22 protein-coding genes are annotated in these 23,808 nt (G+C 60.9%); 9 read left to right on the top strand and 13 right to left on the bottom strand.

Going from position 1 to position 23,808, the window contains the following annotated elements:
* Window positions 1–3 precede the first annotated feature (3 nt).
* The 9 genes from BFP90_RS17075 to BFP90_RS17030 form a co-directional block, all read right to left on the bottom strand.
* The gene (locus BFP90_RS17075) at window positions 4–885 is read right to left on the bottom strand and encodes a branched-chain amino acid ABC transporter permease (RefSeq protein WP_065884925.1); all 882 of its coding nucleotides are present in this window, start codon (window positions 883–885) and stop codon (window positions 4–6) included.
* Window positions 885–1,655, bottom strand: a complete 771-nt coding sequence (locus tag BFP90_RS17070) for an ABC transporter ATP-binding protein (RefSeq protein ID WP_065897528.1) — start codon at window positions 1,653–1,655, stop codon at window positions 885–887. The genes BFP90_RS17075 and BFP90_RS17070 overlap by 1 nt, the downstream gene beginning before the upstream one ends.
* The gene (locus tag BFP90_RS17065; RefSeq protein ID WP_065894916.1) at window positions 1,652–2,500 is read right to left on the bottom strand and encodes an acyl-CoA synthetase; all 849 of its coding nucleotides are present in this window, start codon (window positions 2,498–2,500) and stop codon (window positions 1,652–1,654) included. The genes BFP90_RS17070 and BFP90_RS17065 overlap by 4 nt, the downstream gene beginning before the upstream one ends.
* A gap of 111 nt (window positions 2,501–2,611) precedes the next feature.
* Window positions 2,612–4,045 (bottom strand): LLM class flavin-dependent oxidoreductase, encoded by a 1,434-nt coding sequence (locus tag BFP90_RS17060; RefSeq protein ID WP_065894915.1) that lies wholly within the window; start codon window positions 4,043–4,045, stop codon window positions 2,612–2,614.
* Entirely contained in the window at window positions 4,045–4,383 is a 339-nt protein-coding gene (locus BFP90_RS17055) for an acyl-CoA dehydrogenase (RefSeq protein WP_065894914.1), read from the bottom strand. The genes BFP90_RS17060 and BFP90_RS17055 overlap by 1 nt, the downstream gene beginning before the upstream one ends.
* 13 nt (window positions 4,384–4,396) lie before the next feature.
* The gene (locus BFP90_RS17050; protein WP_065894913.1) at window positions 4,397–5,593 is read right to left on the bottom strand and encodes an SfnB family sulfur acquisition oxidoreductase; all 1,197 of its coding nucleotides are present in this window, start codon (window positions 5,591–5,593) and stop codon (window positions 4,397–4,399) included.
* A 197-nt stretch (window positions 5,594–5,790) separates the two neighbouring features.
* Window positions 5,791–7,254 carry a hypothetical protein gene (locus BFP90_RS17045; protein ID WP_141688977.1) on the bottom strand — a complete coding sequence of 488 codons (1,464 nt, stop codon included), beginning with the start codon at window positions 7,252–7,254 and terminating at the stop codon, window positions 5,791–5,793.
* Between the two features lie 126 nt (window positions 7,255–7,380).
* On the bottom strand, window positions 7,381–8,517 hold the full coding sequence (locus BFP90_RS28390; RefSeq protein ID WP_141688976.1) for a hypothetical protein: 1,137 nt from the start codon (window positions 8,515–8,517) through the stop codon (window positions 7,381–7,383).
* A gap of 119 nt (window positions 8,518–8,636) precedes the next feature.
* Complete coding sequence (locus BFP90_RS17030) at window positions 8,637–9,200, bottom strand: helix-turn-helix domain-containing protein (RefSeq protein WP_065894909.1); 564 nt, start codon at window positions 9,198–9,200, stop codon at window positions 8,637–8,639.
* Between the two features lie 92 nt (window positions 9,201–9,292).
* On the opposite strand from BFP90_RS17030, the gene BFP90_RS17025 reads away from it, so the two are divergent.
* The 7 genes from BFP90_RS17025 to BFP90_RS16995 all read left to right on the top strand — a co-directional run bounded on the left by BFP90_RS17025 (window position 9,293) and on the right by BFP90_RS16995 (window position 16,531).
* On the top strand, window positions 9,293–10,222 hold the full coding sequence (locus BFP90_RS17025; RefSeq protein WP_065897521.1) for a DMT family transporter: 930 nt from the start codon (window positions 9,293–9,295) through the stop codon (window positions 10,220–10,222).
* A 266-nt stretch (window positions 10,223–10,488) separates the two neighbouring features.
* Complete coding sequence (locus tag BFP90_RS17020) at window positions 10,489–13,413, top strand: monovalent cation/H+ antiporter subunit A (RefSeq protein ID WP_065897519.1); 2,925 nt, start codon at window positions 10,489–10,491, stop codon at window positions 13,411–13,413.
* Complete coding sequence (locus tag BFP90_RS17015) at window positions 13,413–13,757, top strand: Na+/H+ antiporter subunit C (protein ID WP_003192163.1); 345 nt, start codon at window positions 13,413–13,415, stop codon at window positions 13,755–13,757. The genes BFP90_RS17020 and BFP90_RS17015 overlap by 1 nt, the downstream gene beginning before the upstream one ends.
* Window positions 13,754–15,436, top strand: a complete 1,683-nt coding sequence (locus BFP90_RS17010; protein ID WP_065884914.1) for a monovalent cation/H+ antiporter subunit D — start codon at window positions 13,754–13,756, stop codon at window positions 15,434–15,436. The genes BFP90_RS17015 and BFP90_RS17010 overlap by 4 nt, the downstream gene beginning before the upstream one ends.
* On the top strand, window positions 15,433–15,921 hold the full coding sequence (locus BFP90_RS17005; protein ID WP_065894906.1) for a Na+/H+ antiporter subunit E: 489 nt from the start codon (window positions 15,433–15,435) through the stop codon (window positions 15,919–15,921). The genes BFP90_RS17010 and BFP90_RS17005 overlap by 4 nt, the downstream gene beginning before the upstream one ends.
* Entirely contained in the window at window positions 15,918–16,196 is a 279-nt protein-coding gene (locus BFP90_RS17000; RefSeq protein ID WP_010209507.1) for a K+/H+ antiporter subunit F, read from the top strand. The genes BFP90_RS17005 and BFP90_RS17000 overlap by 4 nt, the downstream gene beginning before the upstream one ends.
* A complete protein-coding gene (locus BFP90_RS16995) occupies window positions 16,193–16,531 on the top strand; it encodes a Na+/H+ antiporter subunit G (RefSeq protein ID WP_065894905.1) in 339 nt (112 codons plus the stop codon). The genes BFP90_RS17000 and BFP90_RS16995 overlap by 4 nt, the downstream gene beginning before the upstream one ends.
* Before the next feature lie 113 nt (window positions 16,532–16,644).
* On the opposite strand, the gene BFP90_RS16990 is transcribed toward BFP90_RS16995, so the two are convergent.
* The 4 genes from BFP90_RS16990 to BFP90_RS16975 form a co-directional block, all read right to left on the bottom strand.
* Window positions 16,645–17,763: an acyl-CoA dehydrogenase family protein gene (locus tag BFP90_RS16990; protein WP_141688975.1), complete on the bottom strand. Its 1,119-nt coding sequence runs from the start codon at window positions 17,761–17,763 to the stop codon at window positions 16,645–16,647.
* A gap of 60 nt (window positions 17,764–17,823) precedes the next feature.
* On the bottom strand, window positions 17,824–18,588 hold the full coding sequence (locus BFP90_RS16985) for a GNAT family N-acetyltransferase (protein WP_065897515.1): 765 nt from the start codon (window positions 18,586–18,588) through the stop codon (window positions 17,824–17,826).
* Window positions 18,589–19,030: 442 nt separating this feature from the next.
* Window positions 19,031–20,419 (bottom strand): cysteine--tRNA ligase, encoded by a 1,389-nt coding sequence (cysS, locus tag BFP90_RS16980; RefSeq protein ID WP_065894902.1) that lies wholly within the window; start codon window positions 20,417–20,419, stop codon window positions 19,031–19,033.
* A 19-nt stretch (window positions 20,420–20,438) separates the two neighbouring features.
* Window positions 20,439–22,139, bottom strand: coding sequence for a glutamine--tRNA ligase/YqeY domain fusion protein (locus BFP90_RS16975; RefSeq protein ID WP_065897513.1), 1,701 nt, complete (start codon window positions 22,137–22,139; stop codon window positions 20,439–20,441).
* 261 nt (window positions 22,140–22,400) lie between these two features.
* Here BFP90_RS16975 and BFP90_RS16970 point away from each other — a divergent pair, with 261 nt between their 5' ends.
* Both BFP90_RS16970 and lpxH read left to right on the top strand, forming a co-directional pair.
* Window positions 22,401–22,904: a peptidylprolyl isomerase gene (locus BFP90_RS16970; protein ID WP_057721741.1), complete on the top strand. Its 504-nt coding sequence runs from the start codon at window positions 22,401–22,403 to the stop codon at window positions 22,902–22,904.
* Window positions 22,901–23,650, top strand: coding sequence for a UDP-2,3-diacylglucosamine diphosphatase (gene lpxH, locus BFP90_RS16965; RefSeq protein ID WP_065897511.1), 750 nt, complete (start codon window positions 22,901–22,903; stop codon window positions 23,648–23,650). Before BFP90_RS16970 ends, lpxH begins: the two co-directional genes overlap by 4 nt.
* Window positions 23,651–23,808: the final 158 nt, after the last annotated feature.

The raw sequence follows: 23,808 nt of genomic DNA, 5'->3' as shown, positions 1-23,808 counted from the left end.
GTTTCAGACTCGCTCGATGGCACGCTCGCCGAACAGGCCGGCGGGACGGATATACAGGAAGGCCAACGCCAATACATAGGCGAACCACGGCGTGATACCGCCGCCGATCAACGGGCCGATGTACACCTCGGCGAGGTTCTCGGCGGCACCGACGATCAGCCCGCCGACAATCGCCCCGCCTATCGAGGTGAAGCCGCCGATAATCAACACCGGCAAGGCCTTGAGCACCACCAGCGATAACGAGAACTGCACCCCCTGGCGCGCGCCCCACAACAGCCCGGCGACCAACCCGACGATGCCGGCCGCCGCCCAGACGATCTGCCAGATCCGATTGAGGTTGATGCCGATGGACAGCGCCGCCGTGGTGTCATCCGCCACCGCGCGCAGCGACACACCGATGCGGGTCTTGTTGAACAGCAGCGCGAGGATGCTTACCAGCACCACCGCAGCCGCCGCAGCGATCAGGTCGAACTGGCTGAGCATCAGCGGGCCGACAAACAGCGGCACGTCGTCGATGCCCAGGTCCAGCGCACGGACCTGCGAGCCCATCAGGCCCTGGGCCAGGCCTTCGATGATGAACGACAGGCCCAGCGTGGCCATGAACAGGGTGATCTGCGAGCGGTTCACCAGCGGGCGCAGGACCAGCCGCTCGATGAGCAAGGCGCCGACGCTCATCACCACCACCGTCAGCAGCAGCGCCAGGGCAAACGGCACGCCCTGGTCGTGCAGGCTGACGAAGGTCAGCGCGGCAAACAGCAGCATCGCGCCCTGGGCAAAATTGAACACGCCGCTGGCCTTGTAGATCAGCACGAAGCCGATGGCGACCAGCGAGTACAGGGTGCCGGCGAGCAAACCGCCAAGCAGGGTTTCGAAGAAAGAGATCATCAATGCACCGCTCCCAGATAGGCCGCGATCACGTCGGGGTTGGCCTGTACCTGGGCCGGCGTGCCGTCGCCGACTTTGCGCCCGTAGTCGAGCACCACCACATGGTCGGACAGGCCCATGACCACGCCCATGTCGTGTTCGATCAACACCACGGTGGTACCCAGGTCGCGATTCACGTCGGCGACGAAGCGCGCCATGTCCTGTTTCTCTTCGGCGTTCATGCCGGCCATGGGTTCGTCGAGCAGCAACAGGCTGGGCCCGGCGATCAGCGCACGGCCCAACTCCACGCGCTTTTGCAGGCCATAGGACAGGTTGCCCACCAGCACATCGCGATGGGCTTGCAGCTCAAGAAACTCAAGGATGCCCTGCCCGCGCAGGCGAAACGCCTCGGCTTCACGCCGCGCGCGGGGCAGGCCGAGGGCCTGTTCGATCAGGTGGGTGCGCATATGCCGCGACAGGCCGGTGAGGACGTTGTCGAGCACGCTCATTTTCTTGAACAGCGCATTGTTCTGGAACGTACGGCCGATGCCTCTGCGGGCGGCGCCCAGCGGGTCGATCCGCTGCAAGTGTTGCGCCTCGAACACAATCTCACCGGCATCGAAACGGTAGACACCGTTGAGCACATTGAGCAACGAACTCTTGCCCGCGCCGTTGGGGCCGATCAGCGCGCAGATCTCGCCGCGCTGCACCTCGAACGACAGCGCATTGATCGCCTTGACGCCCTTGAACGACAGCGAAATATCGCGCACCTGCAAAATGGCCTGGCTCATGCAATGTCCCGTTTTAATTCGGCCAGCCAGGTGGGCTCGGCGGTGGTTTTAAGCGGCTGCCAGATATAGCCCAGGCGCTGAAACCCGAGCAGCTTGCGCACACGGTTTTTCAGCAACCGGCGCAGACCGCCCTGTGGATGGGCGATGGCCCATTCACACAGGCGTCGGCGCCAGGTGCCGTGGGCGGCGAGGCGGCTTTCGATCTCGTCGGCCAGGTGCTGCAAACGCTCGGGTGACAGCAGCAGGCCGGTGGGGGCGACTTCGCTGCGATCGCGTCGCGCCGAGGCCAGGGTCTCCGGAAACGCCAGGCCGTGGCCGCTGTTGAGCCATTGCTCCAGCACCACGGCGAGACCGCCTTGCCACTGGGTGCCCTCCTCGCTCCACAGCACGGTTTCAGCGCCGGGCTGCCACCAGCGTTGCAGGCGTTGCGCCGGGTCGGACGGGCCGAGCAGTTGAGCGAAGTCCACGCGTTGGGTGAATGCCCAATCGGGTTGCCGACCCTGGACGCAGGCGTGGCTGGGATGGAGGCGCCAGAGCTGTTGCTCCAGGGCTGGCGGCTCCAGATTATCGGCCAGCGTCAGCACCTGCCCGCCCACGGATTGGGCGGCCAGCGCCAGCAACAGCAGGTTCGGCTCAAATGCGCCGCTGAGCGCCAGCCGCGATTGTTCGCTGAAGCCTTGCTGGCGCAAGCCATCAGTCGCGCGTTCGACGTCACGCAACACATCGATCCAGCGCCAGGCATGCCATTGGCCCTGGCGTTTGTGGCGCAGAGCGACCTGCAAGGGTGTGAGCTGCGCCCAGTGGTGCAGGCGTTCCAGGGCGGCTTTGGGTTCGGGCACGCTCATAGGGATGACTCCTATTGGATGTTTGAGCGTGCGGTGGTCCGCTGGCTGAAATGTTCAAAACGACACAGGGCAAATGTGGGAGGGGGCTTGCCCCCGATGGCGGTATGTCAGTTAAACCCCTGTTGACTGACCCACCGCTATCGGGAGCAAGCCCCCTCCCACAGGGGTTTTGTGTGAACCGGACAGGTCGCGGTAGCCGGCGCCAGGGTGATTGGCGCCCAACCTCGGGCCCTCGCCAAACAGCTTCTCGCGCAACGTGCCCTGGGCGTATTCGGTCTTGTACACGCCACGCTTCTGCAGCTCCGGCACCAGCCACTCCACGGCGTCGACAAAGGTCTCGTGGGTCAGCGCATACGCCAGGTTGAAGCCGTCCACATCGGTCTCTTCGACCCACTCCTGCAGCAGGTCCGCCACCGTCTGCGGGCCGCCGACAAACAGCGGGCCGAAGCCGCCGATGCCAACCCAGTTGGCCAGTTCATTCGGCGTCCAGACCTTGTCGGGATCGGCCGTGGAAAAGGCTTCCACCGCCGACTGGATGGCGTTGGTGTGCACATGCTTGAGCGGCTCGTCGGGTTTGAACTGGCTGAAATCGATACCGGTCCAGCCGGAGATCAGCGCCATCGCGCCTTCGTAGCTGACATAGGACTTATAGTCATCGAACTTGGCCTTGGCCTGCGCGTCGGTCTCGCCGACGATCACCGTCTGCAGGTTGAAAATCAGGATTTTGCGCGGATCGCGCCCCGCCTCGGCCGCACGCCGGCGAATATCGGCGACGGTCTTTTTCAGCAGCACCTTGGACGGCGCGGCCACGAACACGCACTCGGCCTGTTCGGCGGCGAATTGCTTGCCACGGCTGGAGGCGCCGGCCTGGTACAGCACCGGCGTGCGCTGCGGCGAGGGTTCGCACAGGTGGATGCCGGGCACCTGGAAGTGTTTGCCCTCATGACGAATCTCGTGGATCTTGCGCGGGTCGCTGAACACCCGGCGCTCGCGGTCGCGCACTACCGCACCCTCTTCCCAGCTGCCTTCCCAGAGTTTGTAGCAAACCTGCAGGTATTCCTCGGCATAGTCATAGCGTGCATCGTGTTCGGTCTGGGCTTTTTGCCCAAGGTTCCTGGCACCGCTTTCCAGATAGGAGGTGACAATGTTCCAACCGACCCGGCCCTTGGTCAGGTGGTCGAGGGTCGAGAGCCTGCGCGCGAACGGGTACGGATGCTCGAACGACAGCGACGCCGTCAGGCCGAACCCCAGGTGCTCGGTGACCAGGGCCATGGGTGCGATCAGCGACAGCGGATCATTGACCGGCACTTGCGTCGCCTGGCGGATCGCCGCGTCGCCATTGCCGTTGTAGACGTCGTAGATGCCCAGCACATCGGCGATGAACAGCCCGTCGAATTTGCCGCGCTCGAGGATCTTCGCCAGGTCCGTCCAGTATTCCAGGTCCTTGTACTGCCAGGAACGGTCCCGGGGGTGCGCCCACAAACCGGGCGACTGGTGGCCGACACAGTTCATGTCGAAGGCATTCAGGCGAATTTCGCGAGACATCAAAGCACTCCGTTGAGGTGGTAGTTGCCGACGATCCGGTATTTCACGCGCAACGGGTCATCGAGCGGCGACGGCAGCGCGGTGCGGTGGCCGGTCAATTCGAACTGCGCATTGCTGGCGGCGATAAGGGCTTCGGCGGCGGCGATCTGTGCCTCGGTGACAGCCACCGGGCTCGGGTCGGTTTCGGCGCGCTCGAACAGGGCCGCAGCCACGTCGACACGAATCTGCAAATCGCCGAAGCGGCTGATCACGTAAGGGTCGTCGCTGCGCTCGACAAAGCGGCGGGTGGTTTCCAGCAGTTGGCGTGCGTGGTTCAGTGTGTGGCTCAGTACGGTCATCGGGTCAGCTTCCTCAGTTCCAGGCATGGCGTGCAGGCTTCACGCCGTTGAGCACGAAGTTGCCGATCAGGTGGTATTTCCAGCGCGCCGGGTCGTGCAAGGTGTGGGTGCGCGCGTTACGCCAGAAGCGGTCGAGGTTGTGCTTGCCGGTGACCGAGCGAGTGCCGGCCAGCTCGAAGAGTTTGCTGCTGGCGAGCAAGGCCGTTTCGGCGGACAGCACCTTGGCCTGGGCGACGATCAGCGAGGCGTTGGCGACGGTGTCTTCAGTCGGTTCGGCGAGGGCCAGGTCGACCGCCCTGCCCGCCTTGGCGAGAATCGCTTCGGTGCCGTGCACACGCCACGCCAGATCACCGATGGCGGCAATGGTGAATGGGTCTTGCCAGCCGTGATCCTGCTGGCTGTCGATCCAGGGCCGTGCCTGGCGGGCGTGAATCTTCGCCTGCTCCAGCGCGCCCAGCGCAATGCCGGTATCGACTGCGGCCTGGATAATCTGTGAGATCGGGCCGTCGGCGGTGGGTTGATCAAACGCCAGGTGTGCGGGGATGACCGCACTCAAGGGCACGCTCACACCGTCGAGGGTCACGCCACCACTGGCGGTGGTGCGTTGGCCGAAGCCGTCCCAGCTGTCAATCACCGTAAGGCCGGGCGCATCGCGTTCGATAAAGGCAATCAGCGCCTGCCCGTGCTCGTTGTTGCCGACGGTCGGCACGATGTGCGCAAACAACGCGCCGGTGCAGTAGAACTTCTCGCCGTCAACGCGGGCGAAGTCGCCGTCGACGCGGATCTGCGTGTCGAACGTGCCGGCGTTTTTGCTCTTGGCTTCGGAAAAGGCATTGCCGAAGCGATAGCCCGCCAGCACCTTGCCGAAGTAGTGGCGCTTCTGCTCCTCGGTGCCGGTTTGCAGGAGGATATCCACCACGCCGAGATGGTTCTGCGGAATCTGCCCCAGTGAAGGGTCGGCGGCGGAGATCAGCTTGATCACCTCGGCCACGGTCACATACGAAACCTCGGCGCCGCCGTAGGCTTTGGGAATGGTGATGCCCCACAGGCCGCTGGCAGAGAACTCGTCGAGTTCCGCCACCGGCAGGCGCCGCTCACGGTCGCGCTCGCTGGCCTCCAGGGCAAACCGCGCCGCCAGCCGCGTGGCGACCTCGATGGCTTCCGCGTCCGAGCGGATGATATGGGCTGAATGTTGAGGGTGGGCTGACATGGGCCGACTCCAGGCTCCGAATGAATAACGGAGCCTTTGCAGGAGTCGTGCCGTTTATAAATCACCCTGAAAATCAACAGGCTGTAGAAACAAGCGCTGTTTTTCGCGATCTCCGGGCAGCAAAATGTTCAATTGCTGTTGCGCTACCAACAGCTGAACCGGGCGGCGTTTTTATGGAAAGCCTGCAACACGCCGCGTCAGATGGTCTGGCTACCAGCGCCAAGTGGCCTGACCTCATACTTGCCCTCGACCACGCTATTGACCGCATGCTCCACCTCAGCCCTCGCCTGTGCTGCGCGCTCAGGGTTATTGGCTTCCCAGCGTTCAATATTTCGCCGCCCGAATTGATCGATAAAGGCGTTCTTCCTGTCGGCCATGATCGTGGTCATTTGTTGTGTGTCGACATTGTGTTCCGGGCTCTTGTCGCGGTACGGGAAGTCCTGACCGCCCGCCACCCAGTTTTCGGTAAAAAATTGCTCGAGTGCGGGCTCGGGCAATACCGATAATCTATAGGCGACTTCAAGAGCAGGCCCGAGCGCCTTTTCGTGGCTCTGGATATTTTTGGCCTCATAGATATCGTTTTCGGTCTTGACCATATCCTTGATGGTGGAAAGAAGCGGCCTGCTGCGCGGGATGGTGCTGATGCCCGTCAGCGAGGGCGGAAAATCGCTGGAGAAGGTGGAATCCTTGCGCTCGAACAAGCTGGTCGATTGCAACGGATTTTCCGGGCGCGCGCCCTGGGTTGCACGTTCAAAGCTCTCCGCCTTGGAAAGCCCACCAAATCCCAACGTCCCGCTCCCGCCAAAATCAACCGTCATGCCCCTGTATTGGTCTTTGGCCGTGTCGGGTTGAAAATAACCAAAATTGCAAAATGAAAAATTCAGGTAATCCCAGTTATTAATCAACCGCGAGGCAAAGTAGTGCTGCTGCTGTTCCTGCTTGAGTTCTGGCGGCAGCAAGTCATTGAGTTTCTCCAGCACCGAAAACTTGATCAGGTTTTCAGCCTTTACTTTATCCAGCACGCCCGGCGCCTGCCGATGCAGGCCGTCAGGAAAAGCTTGATAAATATCTTCGAGACGGCTGTCCGCTTTGTTATAGGACTGAACGAGCGCATGATAAGAATCGATGACTTTCTTGACGGCTGGCGCGCTGACGAGCGACTTTTCACCTTCGGCCTTGAGTAACTCAGGCATCACCTTGGTATCTAACAGGAATGTACCGAGGTCCTTGAAGCTCGGCTCGACCTTGGACGCAACACACGCAAATTTTGACAAGTCCGCATTCGCGGAAAAGTCCCCTCTGGTGGCTTTATTAAAGTCAAAAAAACCTTCACAACCATTGCACAGCATCATCTTGGGCGCGCCCAAGCCGGTCATCGAGAACAGATTACCCATTACCACTTCTTCAGCGGCGACGTAATTGGTGTAGTAAGGGTTTTTTACGCGATATAGCTCATTATCATGTTCGATAAACTGGGCATCACGCGTGAATAAAATCCCATTACTGCTGCGCTCCACGGGCACTCCACCCGAGAGGTTGACGGGCGCCTTCGGCATCGTCCCGCGAGCGCGCTCTGTATCGGTGTTGGTTGTTGATGTACTCGAAAGCGCGGTCGTCGAGGTATAAGGAACCAATGACGGTGACGTGGAAGAAACTAACATAGCCATGACCTCTGCATAAAATAGACACACTCTAACGATCGCTTCACCCACTCAAAGTCGGCGAAGGGGATTCCAATATCAGCACAGCATTCAATTACTGACCCGACGCATGCTGTATTTACTTTTTCAAGGTTGCTTCCATGGATTGGAAACATAGGTAACAGGAATCCCTTCAAACTGCTTTTTATTCGAAGCCGAATTAAACGACACCCAAAGTCCCGAGCGCGTTCTAGGCATCATCTCCAACACCTTGCCCTTGATAGTGCCGCTGCCAAACGCCTTGTCCTCCAGCACGTCAATAATTTTATCCAGTGCGATACTGCCGGCGTCGGCCTCACCTGCCGGAAGCCGCTGATTCACGCGCACATGAATATGCAGGCCGGCGGTTGAGTCTCCGTAGATCGGGCTGTGCAAATATATTTGCACAGTGTCCTTGCCCGGCTGATAACCGTAAACCTGCTCGATGGAACGCATGCTCACTTCCTTAAAGGATTTAAGCAGGCCAAGGTGTTCTTTTTTAACATCGATGGGATTCACCAAAAACGTGCGGTTTGTACGCCTTTCATATTCGCCTACACGTTCGCGCACATTCACACCCTCACCGGGATTCATGGGATTTTTGAAAATCTCTTGAAACGCCTGGCGATGTTCAAACAGATCAGGTGGTATCCAGTACCCCACCAGCGCAAAGCCGCCGGTATCACGAGTGCGGGCGCTCAAGTTCAAGGGCTCTGGAAAAATCTCGGGATATTTTTCTATGTATCGCGTATTGGGCATCAATACGATGCCGCCCTGCGAAGTGAACGGCGTTACTGGAAACTGCTCGGGGTGTTGCCGGAAAGCGAGGAACTTTTTGTCGTCAGCCTGCGTAAAAAAGTTGTAGATGAAATCAGGCAGCACCTGATTGTGCGTATAGCGAGCGATGCGTGTTTCCAAGCCGGCCTCGGAGACAAGCCCTACTTGAGGCATGTTGTATTTATCGGCGGATTTTTTTGCGCACAATGGGGCTCGGGCCAGGGCGGTTCTATCAACGGGAGGGAGATTGACGCCTTTATCCTCGCGGTAGTTGCGATACCGTAAAGGTGTGGCGAACGTGGCCCGTTTCTTTTCTTCTGCGCCGACCACATGCTCAGCCTCCCAGCTACGCCAGTGTGGCGGGCACTCACTGTTGGACTTGACCGGACTGGCGTGCGTATTGATTAATGACGCATCATTATCTAACGGCGAAGGCGGTCTGGTCATACCAAGTGGGCTTACAGCCATGGGCATCTCCCCTTATTCCAGTGTTCTCCATCTGGAGAACTCGGGAAAAAAGTAATGCACCCAACTTGGGACGTCGCGATGACTAATCCGAGAATCGCGACAGAACTTTCGGTGTTGCTTCAAATCACCACATTGCGAACAAACCGAACAGCCCCGACGCCATCATTGCAATAGACGTGGGTTTGATCGCTGGAAAACATAAAGAACTCACCCGCCGCTATGTGTTTGTTCGTGCCATCCAGCGTCAGGGTCAAACAGCCTTCGAACACAAAGACCTGCACGCTCCAGCCTTGCGGATCAGGTTCAGGACGATAGCGATCACCCGGCTCCAGGCGCATCTCCCACAGTTCGACTTCACGCCGCGCCGTGGCCTTGGCCAGCAACACGGCTTTGCTGCCGGGGATATCACCCGCCCAGGCCAGTTCGTTGATGCGACTGTGGTCGCCGGCGTCCGGCGCCTGGATCAAATCGCTGAACGCCACCTCCAGCGCTTCGGCCACACGGTCCAGGGTGGACAGGCTGACGTTCTTTTCGCCGGCCTCGATGGCCACCAGCATGCGCCGACTGACCCCGGATTTTTCCGCAAGCGCGGTCTGGCTCAGGTCGGCGGCATGGCGCAGGCGCCGAACGTTCTGGCTGACGTGTTGCAGGACCGAAGCCCGGTGTGGATTTTCTTTGTGCACTATATTGCTCAATGGGTAGGTGTGCGCAGTATACTGCCCAGCGTGCGGCGCATTGTGCGGTCCGTGCCTTTCCCTTGCAAGACCGAGCCGCCATGACTGCCCCGAACTCCCCTTCGCGTTTCAATCGCTTCAGCAAAGCCGAATGCATCCTGGTGGTCATCACCATGATCTGGGGCGGCACCTTCTTGCTGGTGCAGCATGCCATGAGCGTCAGCGGGCCGATGTTTTTCGTGGGCCTGCGCTTTGCGGCAGCGGCCATTGTGGTCGGCTTCTTCTCCCTGCGTACGCTACGCGACCTGACGCTGTTCGAGTTGAAGGCCGGGGTGTTCATCGGCGTGGCGATCATGTTCGGCTACGGCTTGCAGACCATTGGCCTGCAGACGATCCTGAGCAGCCAGTCGGCGTTCATCACCGCGCTCTATGTGCCCTTTGTGCCGTTGTTGCAGTGGCTGGTGCTGGGTCGTCGCCCGGGGTTGATGCCGAGCATTGGCATCATGCTGGCGTTTGCCGGGTTGATGCTGTTGACCGGCCCGGCCGGTGCGTCGCTGAATTTCAGCCCCGGTGAAATCGCCACGCTGATCGGTGCCGTGGCGATTGCCGCCGAAATCATTCTGATCAGCGCTTTTGCCGGGCAAGTGGACGTGCGGCGGGTGACCGTGGTGCAACTGGCCACGGCGTCGCTGCTGTCATTCCTGATGGTGGTGCCGATGGGCGAGCCGTTGCCGGGCTTTTCCTGGCTGCTGTTGTTCAGCGCGGTGGGCCTGGGCTTGACCAGTGCGGTGATCCAGGTGGCGATGAACTGGGCGCAGCAGAGTGTATCGCCGACCCGCGCCACCTTGATCTATGCCGGCGAGCCGGTGTGGGCCGGCGTGGTCGGGCGGATTGCCGGCGAGCGCTTCCCGCCGATTGCGATGGCAGGCGCGGCGTTGATTGTGGTGGCGGTGATTGTGAGTGAGTTGAAGACACGCGGACAAAAAGCCGTCGAGTTGCGCGATGAAAGGGAACAGGAACAGCAAGGGTAGGGTCCGAATGTAGCGGTGGCTTGATCGTTCCCACGCTCTGCGTGGGAATGCAGCCCCGGACGCTCCGCGTCCAAGCTCGCAACTTGAGCCCTGCGCCATGGTGACGCAGAGCGTCACAGGAAGCATTCCCACGCAGAGCGTGGGAACGATCTAATGCCAAATGAGCAATTTCAGCCTACCTTGTAGGATCCTGCCACATCTTGCTGTTTGGTGATCGCGAAAGCGGCACGTATGATGCATCCCAAACTCCCGCAGATTAGAAGCCTATGTCCCTGATAGTTCTACTGCTTCTGCCATTCATTGGCAGCTGTCTGGCGGCCTTGCTGCCGCACAACGCACGTAATAGCGAATCCCTGCTGGCCGGCCTGGTGGCTCTGGTCGGCACCGTTCAAGTCGCCCTGCTCTACCCCCAGATCGCCCACGGTGGCGTCATCCGTGAAGAGTTCATGTGGCTGCCCAGCCTCGGCCTGAACTTCGTGCTGCGCCTGGATGGCTTCGCCTGGCTGTTCTCGATGCTGGTGCTGGGTATCGGTACGCTGGTGGCGTTGTATGCGCGTTACTACATGTCGCCGGACGATCCGGTGCCGCGTTTCTTCGCGTTCTTCCTGGCCTTCATGGGGGCCATGCTCGGGCTGGTGATTTCCGGCAACCTGATCCAGATCGTGTTTTTCTGGGAACTGACCAGCCTGTTTTCCTTCCTGTTGATCGGTTACTGGCACCACCGCGCCGATGCGCGACGGGGTGCGTACATGGCGCTGATGGTCACCGGCGCAGGGGGTTTGTGCCTGCTGGCCGGGGTGATGCTGCTGGGGCACATCGTCGGCAGCTACGACCTGGACCAGGTGCTGGTGGCGGGCGATCAGATTCGCGCGCATTCGCTGTACCCGGTCATGCTGGCCCTGGTGCTGATCGGCGCCCTGAGCAAAAGCGCACAGTTCCCCTTCCACTTCTGGCTGCCCCACGCCATGGCCGCGCCGACACCGGTTTCGGCCTACCTGCACTCGGCAACGATGGTGAAGGCCGGCGTGTTCCTGCTGGCCCGCCTGTGGCCGTCGCTGTCCGGCAGCGAAGAGTGGTTCTGGATCGTCGGCGGCGCCGGCGCGCTCACCCTCCTCCTCGGCGCCTACTGCGCCATGTTCCAGAACGATCTCAAGGGCCTGCTGGCCTATTCCACCATCAGTCACCTCGGGCTGATCACCCTGTTGCTGGGCCTCAACAGCCCGCTGGCCGCCGTCGCGGCAGTGTTCCATATCCTCAACCACGCCACCTTCAAGGCCTCGCTGTTCATGGCGGCGGGCATTATCGACCACGAAAGCGGCACGCGGGACATCCGCAAGCTCAGTGGGCTGGTGCGCCTGATCCCGTTCACCGCGACCCTGGCGATGGTGGCCAGTGCCTCGATGGCCGGCGTGCCGTTGCTCAATGGCTTCCTGTCCAAAGAGATGTTCTTCGCCGAAACCGTATTCATCTCGTCGACAAAATGGGTGGAAATCATGCTGCCCGTGATCGCGACCATCGCCGGCACCTTCAGCGTGGCCTATGCGTTGCGGTTCACCGTGGACGTGTTCTTCGGCCCTCCGGCCACCGACCTGCCGCACACCCCCCACGAACCGCCACGCTGGATGCGCGCACCGGTTGAACTGCTGGTGTTCGCCTGCCTGCTGGTGGGTATCTTCCCGGCGCAGATGGTCGGCTCGATCCTGGCCGCCGCCGCCTTGCCGGTGGTGGGCGGCGCGCTGCCTGAATACAGCCTGGCGATCTGGCACGGCTGGAACGCGCCGATGATCATGAGCCTGGTGGCGATGTCCGGCGGTGTGGTGCTGTACCTGATGCTGCGCAAGCAACTCAAGCGTGGCCGTTTCACCTACCCGCCGCTGATTGGCTACTTCAACGGCAAGCGCGGCTTCGAGCGTTGCCTGGTGGTGATGATGCGCGGGGTGCGCAAGATCGAAAAACGCATCAGCACCAAGCGCCTGCAAACCCAATTGTTCCTGCTGGTGACCGTGGCGGTGATCGGCGCCCTGATCCCGATGCTCAACAGTGGCCTGACCTGGGGTGACCGGCCGAAGATTCCCGGCTCCATCGTGTTCGTCACCCTGTGGGTGCTGGCGATTGCCTGCGCGCTGGGCGCCGCCTGGCAGGCCAAGTATCACCGGCTGGCAGCCCTGACCATGGTCAGCGTGTGCGGCCTGATGACGTGCATTACCTTCGTGTGGTTCTCGGCGCCGGACCTGGCCCTGACGCAACTGGTGGTGGAAGTGGTCACCACCGTGTTGATCCTGCTCGGCCTGCGCTGGCTGCCACGGCGGATCGAAGAGGTGTCGCCACTGCCCAACACGCTGCGCAAGGCGCGGATTCGCCGGGTGCGCGACTTCCTGCTGTCCACCGTGGTGGGTGGCGGCATGGCGCTGTTGTCCTACGCGATGCTGACGCGCCAGACCCCCAACGATATCTCCTCGTTCTACCTCAGTCGCGCCCTGCCCGAGGGCGGCGGCAGCAATGTGGTGAACGTGATGCTGGTGGACTTCCGCGGCTTCGATACCCTTGGCGAAATCACCGTGCTCGGCGCCGTGGCGCTGACCGTGTATGCCCTGCTGCGGCGCTTCCGCCCGTCGAAAGAAAGCATGGAACTGCCGCCGCAACAGCGCCAGCTGGCGCCGGACGTGGCCACCGACCTGGTCAACCCGCGCCAGGCCAGCGACACCGCCCTGGGCTTCATGATGGTGCCGGCGGTGCTGGTGCGCCTGCTGTTGCCGATCGCGATGGTGGTGTCGTTCTACCTGTTCATGCGCGGCCATAACCAGCCGGGCGGCGGTTTTGTCGCCGGGTTGGTGATGTCGGTGGCGTTTATCCTGCAATACATGGTGGCCGGCACGCAGTGGGTCGAGGCGCAGATGAGCCTGCGGCCGATGCGCTGGATGGGCTTCGGCCTGTTGGCGGCGACGCTCACCGGGCTCGGCGCGTTGTTTGCCGGCTACCCGTTCCTCACCACCCATACCTGGCATTTGAGCTTGCCTGTGCTGGGCGACATCCATGTCGCCAGCGCGCTGTTCTTCGATGTCGGCGTGTACGCCATGGTCGTCGGCTCGACCCTGCTGATGCTCACCGCCCTCGGCCACCAGTCGGTGCGCGCGCATAAACCGAGCAACCAGCCCAAAGCCGTCGTCAACCCACAAGGAGCTGCCGCCTGATGGAAGAAGTCATTGCAATTGCCATTGGGGTCCTGGCGGCCTCCGGCGTCTGGTTGATCCTGCGCCCACGGACGTTCCAGGTGGTGATGGGCCTGTGCCTGTTGTCATACGGGGTCAACCTGTTCATTTTCAGCATGGGCAGCCTGTTTATCGGCAAGGAGCCGATCATCAAGGACGGCGTGCCGCAAGACCTGCTCAACTACACCGATCCCCTGCCCCAGGCGCTGGTGCTCACGGCCATCGTGATCAGCTTCGCCATGACCGCGCTGTTCCTGGTGGTGCTGCTGGCCTCCCGCGGCCTGACCGGTACTGACCATGTGGACGGCCGGGAGCCCAAGGAATGAATTGGGTCAACCAACTGATCGTTGCGCCGATCCTGCTGCCGTTACTGACCGCAGCGCTGATGCTGATGCTCGGCGAGAAACGCCGCCCGCTCAAAGCCAGGATCAATCTGTTCTCCAGCATCATCGGCCTGGGCATCGCCGTATTGCTGCTGTACTGGACACAACAAGGCGGCCCCGGCTCGATCGGCGTGTACCTGCCGGGCAACTGGCAAGTGCCGTTCGGTATCGTGCTGGTGGTGGATCAACTGTCGGCGCTGATGCTGGTGCTGACCGGGATCATCGGCGTCAGCGCGCTGTTGTTCGCGATGGCCCGCTGGGACCGTGCCGGCACCAGTTTCCATGCGCTGTTCCAGGTGCAGATGATGGGCCTGTACGGTGCCTTCCTCACCGCCGACCTGTTCAATCTGTTCGTGTTCTTCGAGGTGTTGCTGGCGGCCTCCTACGGCCTGATGCTGCACGGTTCCGGGCGCGCCCGAGTGTCGTCGGGGCTGCATTACATCGCGATCAACCTGCTGGCGTCGTCGCTGTTTTTGATTGGCGCGGCGATGATCTATGGGGTGACCGGCACGCTGAACTTCGCTGACCTGGCACTGAAAATCCCGCTGGTGCCGGAGGCCGATCGCGGCCTGCTGCACGCCGGCGCGGCGATCCTGGCCACCGCGTTCCTGGCCAAGGCCGGCATGTGGCCGCTGAACTTCTGGCTGGCGCCCGCCTACTCATCGGCCAGCGCGCCGGTGGCGGCGATGTTCGCGATCATGACCAAAGTCGGCGTATACACCGTGCTGCGCCTGTGGACCCTGCTGTTTTCCGGCCAGGCCGGCGCTTCGGCGTTGTTTGGCGGTGACTGGCTGGTGTACGGCGGCATGGCGACCATCCTCTGCGCGGCGCTGGCGATGCTCGCGGCGCAGCGCCTGGAACGCATGGCGAGCCTGAGCATCCTCGTCTCGGCCGGCATCCTGCTGTCGGCCGTGGGGTTTGCCCAGCCCAGCCTGACGGCCGGGGCGCTGTTCTACCTGGTCAGCTCCACCCTGGCGTTGAGCGCGCTGTTTTTACTGGCGGAATTGATCGAACGCTCGCGCTCGGCCAATGACCTGCCGCTGGACGAGGAAATCGACGCCCTGCCCAAGGCCATGGAATCCCTGCATCCACGGCCCGGCGTCAACCTCGACGATGAACAGAAAGCCGTGATCGGCCAGGTGATCCCCTGGACCATGGCGTTCCTGGGCCTGAGCTTTATTGCCTGCGCGCTGCTGATCATCGGCATGCCGCCCCTGTCCGGGTTTATCGGCAAGCTCAGCCTGCTGCATGCGCTGGTCAATCCGCTGGGGCTGGGCAACGCGGTGGATGAACCCATCCGCCCGGCGGCCTGGGGCTTGGTGGCGCTGTTGATCCTGTCGGGGCTGGCCTCGCTGATCGCCTTCGCCCGGCTTGGCATCCAGCGTTTCTGGACCCCGGAAGAACGGCCCTCGCCCCTGCTGCGCCGCTATGAATGTGTGCCGATCTTCCTGCTGCTGGGCCTGAGCATCGCGCTGACCTTCAAGGCCGAGCCACTGATGCGCTACACGCTGGCCACCGCCAAGAGCCTGAACAACCCGGAAAGCTACGTGATGGCGGTGATGGCGACGCGTCCGGTGCCGAGCCCGGAAGCCCAGGCAGCCGCCCTGGAGGTGCAACCATGAAGCGCCTGTTTCCTGCCCCGTGGTTGTCGCTGGCCCTGCTGGGTTTGTGGCTGGTGCTGAACCTGTCCATGAGCCCCGGCAACCTGTTGCTCGGTGCATTGCTGGGCGTGCTGGCGCCGCTGATGATGGCGCCACTGCGCCCGCAACCGATCAGCCTGCGCCGTCCTGGCGTGATCCTGAGCCTGTTCCTGCGGGTGGGCCGCGACGTGATTGTTTCCAACCTGCAAGTGGCCTGGGGCGTCTTGACCTGCGGCTCACGCCCGCCGCGCGCGCGCTTCATCAAAATCCCCATCGACCTGCGCAGCCCCAACGGCCTCGCGGCGCTGTCGATGATCACGACGGTCGTTCCCGGCACGATCTGGTCGGAACTGGCGCTGGACCGCAGCGTCCTGCTGCTGCATGTGTTCGACCTGGACGATGAGGCGCAGTTTATCGAGCATTTCAAATCCGCCTACGAACGGCCCCTGATGGAGATCTTCGAATGAGCGCCCTGCTCTCCAATGCGATCCTGTTGAGCCTGTTCCTGTTCTCCCTGGCGATGGTGCTGACGTTGATCCGCCTGTTCAAGGGCCCGTCGGCCCAGGATCGGGTACTGGCGCTGGATTATCTGTACATCCTGGCGATGCTTATGATGCTGGTGCTGGGCATCCGTTACGCCAGTGACACCTACTTTGAAGCGGCGCTGCTGATTGCGCTGTTCGGCTTTGTCGGCTCGTTCGCCCTGGCCAAATTCCTGTTGCGTGGGGAGGTGATTGAATGATGCCGTTATGGATGGAAGCCGTCGTCGGAGTGCTGCTGGTCCTGAGCAGCGTGTTTGCGCTGATAGGGGCGCTCGGGTTGTTGCGCATGAAGGATTTTTTCCAGCGCATGCACCCGCCGGCGCTGGCCTCGACACTGGGCGCATGGTGCGTGGCGTTGGCATCGATTATCTACTTTTCGGTACTCAAGTCCGGGCCGGTGCTGCACGGGTGGTTGATTCCGATTCTGCTGTCGATCACCGTGCCGGTGACCACCCTGCTGCTGGCGCGCACGGCGTTGTTCCGCAAGCGCATGGCCGGTGACGATGTCCCGGCCGAAGTCAGCAGCCGCCGCTGAGCGCTGAAGAGAACACACTCCAAATGTGGGAGGGGGCTTGCCCCCGATGGCGGTGGGTCAGTTACCGATGAACTGACTGATCCACTGCTATCGGGAGCAAGCCCCCTCCCACATCAGCTCAGCTGCTCACACAGGAATGCACTGCTGGCGATCCTGGACGTCGGATGGAAGGCCAGCACCCGCGTCGCCACCAGCAGATAGGCGACCTCTTCAGATGACATGAAAGCCATCCCTCCCATGAGTTCGAAAGCGCGCGTGCCAATACGGTTGAGCGCCTCCTGCACCGAGAAGCGTGTGGCCTGAGCACGCGCCAGGTCAGCGCGCAGGAAACGGTTTTCATCTATCGACGTTGCCACCCCCTGCAATGCCATCGTCGCCCCCTGCAGATCGATCAGCAACAGCGCCCGATCCTCCTGCGAACCTTTACCCGCCGTCAGTGCGCGCGATGCCAATGCGCACGCCATGCCCAGGTACGACGCTGAAGCCAGCAACTGGAACCAGATCGCAAACAAATGGTTACCCGTACCCTGTTGATCCTCACCGAGCTGCTCATCCACGGTTTTGCTGAAATGCATCATGGACTCGGGCACCACCAGGTTGTTGAACCGGACCTCGTGACTGTCAGCCGCCTGCAAATGGGGAACGGACCAGAACTTCTCGCGCTCGATACAGGGATCGCCCGCCAGCGCTGCACCAATGCCAAGATGCACGTCACCTTGCGGATCAACATAGTTGACGCCAAAGGTCATCACGTCGAAATGATGGGTCATCGTGCAGGGTTTCTTGCTGCCATTGACGATATAGCCGTCGGCGGTTTTCTCCACGGCCATGGTCGACGCGAGGATATCCGAATGCGCGCGGCCTTCGGCAAACCCGGACGCCACCAACAAGTCGTTACCTGCAACGATGCTCAGCAGCCCTTGAAGGTCAGGAAAAAAATGACTGGCCGCCATCATGCCCGCGACGGTATGGTGGTGCATGGTCATCATCACAGCCAGTGAAGGGCAATGTGCGCCGACCCACGTATGCAACTGCGCCAACTTGCGCGCACTGACGCCCCTGCCACCCAGTGCCTCGGCAATGGCAAGCCCAGGCTGGCCCACTGTGCGAAACACATCAGCCAAGCGTTGAGACTCTCCTCGCTCAAGTTCCAACAGCGATGCGGATTCAAGAAAAGAGGCCAATTGCGGAACCAGCTCAAACGCGGTATTTCGTTCTTGTGTTAAAAACATACTCTTCACACCCTTTATTAGTTCGTACGATACCTATTCACTTGATGCAGTACCGCGCGGTCACTTTAAATAGTGGCGCGCATAACGCTGGTCAAAATTCGATAACGACAACAAGATAAAGAAATCAGCCGTCTGAAAGTCAGCGTCCCAGGCGGGTTCGCCACACACCCAGGCACCGCTGCGTAAATAGCCTTTTAGCAACGGCGGCATGGGGGCAGGTTTTTCAGCGTTAACATTATGAAGAACAAACGGTGTATGTGCGGTGACACGATACTCAACTGGCGCAAGTTGTTCGGGTGTCAACGCATGATAGATGGCCGATGCATGATGACCGCCGTCCGCCAGACTGACGCTGGCGCCCCCCATCAAGTAATCACATCCTTCACGTTGCATATACGTTATCAAGCCCGACCACAGCATCATGATCACGCTGCCGCTGCGGTAGTCGGGATGCACGCAGGCATGCCCCACTTCGATAATACGTGCACGTAAATGATCCAACCGGCTCAGGTCGAATTCCTTTTCCGAATAGTAGTGACCCATGTGCCGGGCGGCGGTTGGACTCATGACACGGTACGTGCCGACCACACAGGCGGTGGTGACATCTTGCACGACTAGATGGTCGCAATAGTCGTCAAACTCGTCGATATTCAAACCCTGGATATTGCTAAGTGCCGGTGCCCGGAATGTTTCATTGAACACTTTATAACGAAGGGCTTGCACCTCTCGCAGTTGTTCTGGCGTACTGACGAGGCTAACAACCAACTTACCGGCACGCAGCGACAAGCCTGAACCCACATCCTTGGTCTGTGTGAGCATTTGCATATAGGTACCCTTATTATTACACCAAGTAACAAACAAACATTACCTGCCCTTCGTGAAGGGGGACTGTAAGGGAACTCTGAAACCTCGCGCGAATTCGACAAGACTAAAAACGGCGGGAATATGCAGGAGATTGAAAAGTGGGGGACGTTGTGGGTGGAGAAACAATAAGTCTCCATGACACGCCAGCTCAGAAATAGATCTGAATCCGAAGACTGAGCCAAGTAGAGGTGGTCAACGTTGATCGTTCCCACGCTCCGCGTGGTAATGCCGCCTGGGACGCTCCGCGTCCCCCAAGAACCAGCTCAGATGCGTATGTGTGACGCAGAGCGTCACGGGATGCATTCCCACGCAGAGCGTGGGAACGATCAGACCGAGTCAAGTGAACACGGTTAAAAATGTGGGAGGGGGCAAGCCCCCTCCCACATTTGGAGCGAGTTACCGATCAGGCCTGATCAGCCAACCGCCACGTCGTCCCACCCTTCCCGTCTTCCAGGACCACACCCATCGCGGTCAGTTGGTCACGGATACGGTCGGATTCCGCCCAGTCTTTACCAGCCCGAGCCGCCAGACGCGCCTGGATCAAGGCATCCACTTGCGCCGCATCCACACGCCCTTCAGCGCCGGCTTGCAGGAAGTCATCAGCCTCCATCTGCAACACGCCCAGCACGCTGGCCAGCTCTTTCAGGCGTGCCGCCAAACCTGCCGCTGCGTCGATATCCGTCTCGCGCAGACGGTTGATCTCACGCACCATCTCGAACAACACGGCACAGGCTTCGGGGGTGCCGAAGTCGTCGTTCATGACTTCGGTGAAGCGTGCCACGAAGGCTTCGCCGCCGGCCGGGGCCACTGCGGGCAAGCCTTTCAACGCATGGTAGAACCGCTCCAGGGCGCCCTTGGCGTCCTTGAGGTTGTCTTCCGAGTAGTTGATGGCGCTGCGGTAATGGCTGGACACCAGCAGGTAACGCACCACTTCCGGATGGTACTTTTCCAGCACGTCGCGAATGGTGAAGAAGTTGTTCAAGGACTTGGACATCTTCTCGCCATTGATGCGGATCATGCCGCAGTGCATCCAGGCGTTGGCGTAAGTCTTGCCGGTGGCGGCTTCGCTCTGGGCGATTTCGTTTTCGTGGTGCGGAAACTCCAGGTCGCTGCCGCCGCCATGAATGTCGAAGGTCTCGCCCAGGCAGCAGGTGGACATCACCGAGCATTCGATGTGCCAGCCCGGACGCCCGGCGCCCCACGGCGACTCCCAGCTCGGCTCGCCGGGCTTGGTGGCTTTCCACAGCACGAAGTCGAGCGGGTCCTGCTTGGCTTCGTCGACTTCGATGCGTGCGCCGATGCGCAGGTCTTCGATCCGCTTGCGCGACAGCTTGCCGTAGCCCATGAACTTGGCGACGCGGTAGTACACGTCGCCATTGCCCGGGGCGTAGGCGTAGCCCTTGTCGATCAGGGTCTGGATCATCGCGTGCATGCCAGGGATGTGGTCCGTGGCACGCGGTTCCATGTCCGGCTTGAGGATGTTGAGGCGTGCCTCGTCCTCGTGCATCGCAGCGATCATGCGCTCGGTCAGCGCGTCGAACGACTCGCCGTTTTCATTGGCGCGGTTGATGATCTTGTCGTCGATGTCGGTGATGTTGCGCACATAGGTCAAGTCATAGCCGCTGAACCGCAACCAGCGGGTCACCAGGTCGAAGGCAACCATGCTGCGGCCGTGGCCGATGTGGCAGTAGTCGTACACGGTCATGCCGCACACGTACATGCGCACCTTGTTGCCATCCAGCGGCTTGAAGACTTCTTTGGTCTTGCTGAGTGTGTTGTAGATCGTTAGCACGACAGTTCCTTAAACAGAATCACTGGCCCCACGAATCACGCAAGGTCACGGTACGGTTGAATACCGGCCGACCAGGTTTGGAGTCCTTGATATCCGCGCAGAAGTAACCTTCGCGCTCGAACTGGAACCGGTCTTCCGGCTGTGCGTCGCCCAAAGAGGGTTCGGCACGACAACCGGTGAGCACTTGCAGGGAGTCAGGGTTGATGTTGTCGAGGAAACTGGCGCTGTCTTCGGCCTTTTCAGGATTCGGCGAACGGAACAGACGATCGTACAAACGCACTTCGCACTCGATGCTGGCAGCGGCCGGCACCCAGTGGACCACGCCCTTGACCTTGCGGCCTTCAGGGTTCTTGCCCAGGGTGTCGGGGTCGTACGAGCAGCGCAGTTCGACGATGTTGCCGTCGGCGTCCTTGATCGCTTCGTCGGCACGGATCACGTAGCTGCCGCGCAGGCGCACTTCGCCGTTCGGCTCCAGGCGCTTGTAGCCTTTTGGCGGCTCTTCCATGAAGTCATCGCGGTCGATGTAGATTTCACGTGCGAACGGCAGCTTGCGCACGCCGAGTTCTTCTTTCTGCGGATGACGCGGCAGTTCGAGGTTTTCGACCTGATCTTCCGGGTAATTGGTGATCACGACTTTCAACGGGCGCAGCACGCACATGGCGCGCGGGGCATTGGCGTCGAGGTCCTGGCGGATGCTGAACTCGAGCATGCCGAAGTCGACCACGCCGTCGGAGCGGTTGGTGCCGACCATGTCGCAGAAATTGCGAATCGACGCCGGGGTATAGCCGCGACGGCGGAAGCCCGACAGGGTCGACATGCGCGGGTCGTCCCAGCCATGCACGTGCTTTTCATCCACCAGCTGCTTGAGCTTGCGCTTGCTGGTGATGGTGTAGTTCAGGTTCAGGCGGCTGAATTCGTACTGGCGCGGCTGGGCCGGCACCGGCAGGTTGCTCAGGAACCACTCGTACAGCGGACGATGGCTCTCGAACTCCAGGGTGCAGATGGAGTGGGTGATGCCTTCGATGGCGTCCGACTGACCGTGGGTGAAGTCGTAGTTGGGGTAGATGCACCACTTGTCACCGGTCTGGTGGTGGTGGGCATGGCGGATGCGGTACATGATCGGATCGCGCAGGTTCATGTTCGGCGAGGCCATGTCGATCTTGGCGCGCAGTACGCGGGCGCCGTCCGGGAATTCGCCGGCGCGCATACGGTTGAACCAGTCCAGGTTCTCTTCCACCGAACGGTCGCGGAACGGGCTGTTCTTGCCCGGTTCGGTCAGGGTGCCACGGTATTCCTTGGCCTGTTCCGGGCTCAGGTCGTCGACGTAGGCCTTGCCGGCTTTGATCAGCTCGACGGCCCAGTCGAACAACTGGTCAAAATACTTGGAGGCATAGCGCACTTCACCGGACCACTCGAAGCCCAGCCACTTGATGTCGCTTTCGATGGCGTCGATGTATTCCTGGTCTTCCTTGGCCGGGTTGGTGTCGTCGAAACGCAGGTGCGTGACGCCACCGAACTCCTGGGCCAGACCGAAGTTCACACAGATCGACTTGGCGTGACCGATGTGCAGGTAGCCGTTGGGCTCTGGCGGGAAACGGGTGACGATCTGCGTGTGCTTGCCCGAATCCAGGTCCGCCTGGATGATCGGGCGCAGGAAGTTGACCGGGACAGCAGGTCCGGCCTTGGCATTCGGGGTAGGGTCGACAGTGGGCTTGCTCATAGGATCCTTGAACAGACAGGTTCGTGGCCGGATGGGGCCAGATAAAACAAAGGGCTCATAATAGCCGATGCAGTCAAGACACTGACAGGCCGGGACCGAAAACTGCTGTTTAATTACTGCTTTTCTGGCCGGGGCGGTAAAAAACCACCTCGAAATTCCTGCGGGGCACGCTAAACTGCGCGCCTTGGCCGTCGTTTAAGCCAGACAGGTAAGGTGCCCCGGGCACTCAAACCCACGAATTCCCTGAAAAGAGTAGTGAACATGACTCAAGTCAAACTGACCACCAACCACGGTGACATCGTCATCGAGTTGAACGCCGAGAAAGCGCCGATCACCGTCGCCAACTTCATCGAGTACGTCAACGCCGGCCACTACGAAAACACCGTTTTCCACCGTGTCATCGGCAACTTCATGATCCAGGGCGGCGGTTTCGAGCCAGGCATGAAAGAGAAGAAAGACAAGCGCCCAAGCATCCAGAACGAAGCGGACAACGGCCTTTCCAACGACAAGTACACCGTCGCCATGGCCCGTACCATGGAGCCGCATTCGGCCTCCGCGCAGTTCTTCATCAACGTGGCTGACAACGCTTTCCTCAACCACAGCGGCAAGAACGTGCAGGGCTGGGGTTACGCCGTATTCGGTAAAGTCACCGAAGGCCAGGACGTCGTCGACAAGATCAAAGGCGTGTCCACCACGTCCAAAGCCGGTCACCAGGACGTTCCAGCCGAAGACGTCATCGTCGAGAAAGCCGAGATCGTTGGGTGATATTGCTGATTTCAGACTTGCATCTGGAAGAGGAGCGCCCGGACATTACCCGGGCGTTTCTGGATCTGCTCCATGGCCGCGCCCGTGGTGCCCAGGCGTTGTACATTCTGGGGGACTTCTTCGAAGCCTGGATTGGCGACGATGGGATGACCGCGTTCCAGCGCTCCATCTGTGACGCGCTGCGCGAACTGAGCGACAGCGGCACCGCGATTTTCATCATGCACGGCAACCGCGACTTCCTGATCGGCAAGGCGTTCTGCAAAGCCGCAGGCGCCAGCTTGCTCAAGGACCCGAGTGTCGTGCAATTGTACGGCGAACCCGTGCTGCTGATGCACGGCGACAGCCTCTGCACCCGCGACCTCGGCTATATGAAGCTGCGGCGCATCCTGCGTAACCCGATTGTGCTGTTTATCCTGCGCCACCTGCCCCTGGGCACGCGCCACAAGCTGGCGCGAAAGCTGCGCAGCGAAAGCCGTGCACAGACGCGCATGAAGGCCAACGACATTGTCGATGTCACCGCCGAAGAAGTACCGCGAGTGATGCAGCAATTCGGCGTGCGCACCCTGGTCCACGGCCATACCCACCGCCCCGCCATTCATAAGTTGCAGATTGGCGACCAGGCGGCCAAGCGGATTGTGCTGGGGGATTGGGACAAGCAAGGCTGGGCGTTGCAGGTGGATGAGCAAGGCTTTCAACTGGCGGCGTTTGACTTCGTCAATCCGCAGCTGGCCCTGCCTGGCGCTTGATCCGCAACACCACTGATCCCATGTGAACAGAGATCAAACTGTGGGAGGGGGCTTGCCCCCGATGGCGGCCTCGGGGCCGACCAGGATGTTGGATCAGACCGAGTACATATCCATTATTTAGGTAACGGCCACTTAGGGTTCCGCCCTGACGGCGGGTC

This window comes from Pseudomonas sp. 24 E 13 (assembly GCF_900004715.1).
GTDB classification, from domain to species: Bacteria; Pseudomonadota; Gammaproteobacteria; order Pseudomonadales; family Pseudomonadaceae; genus Aquipseudomonas; species Aquipseudomonas orientalis_A.
The sequence above is the reverse complement of the archived record's forward strand: the minus strand, read 5'-3'. Positions and strand labels throughout refer to the sequence as shown.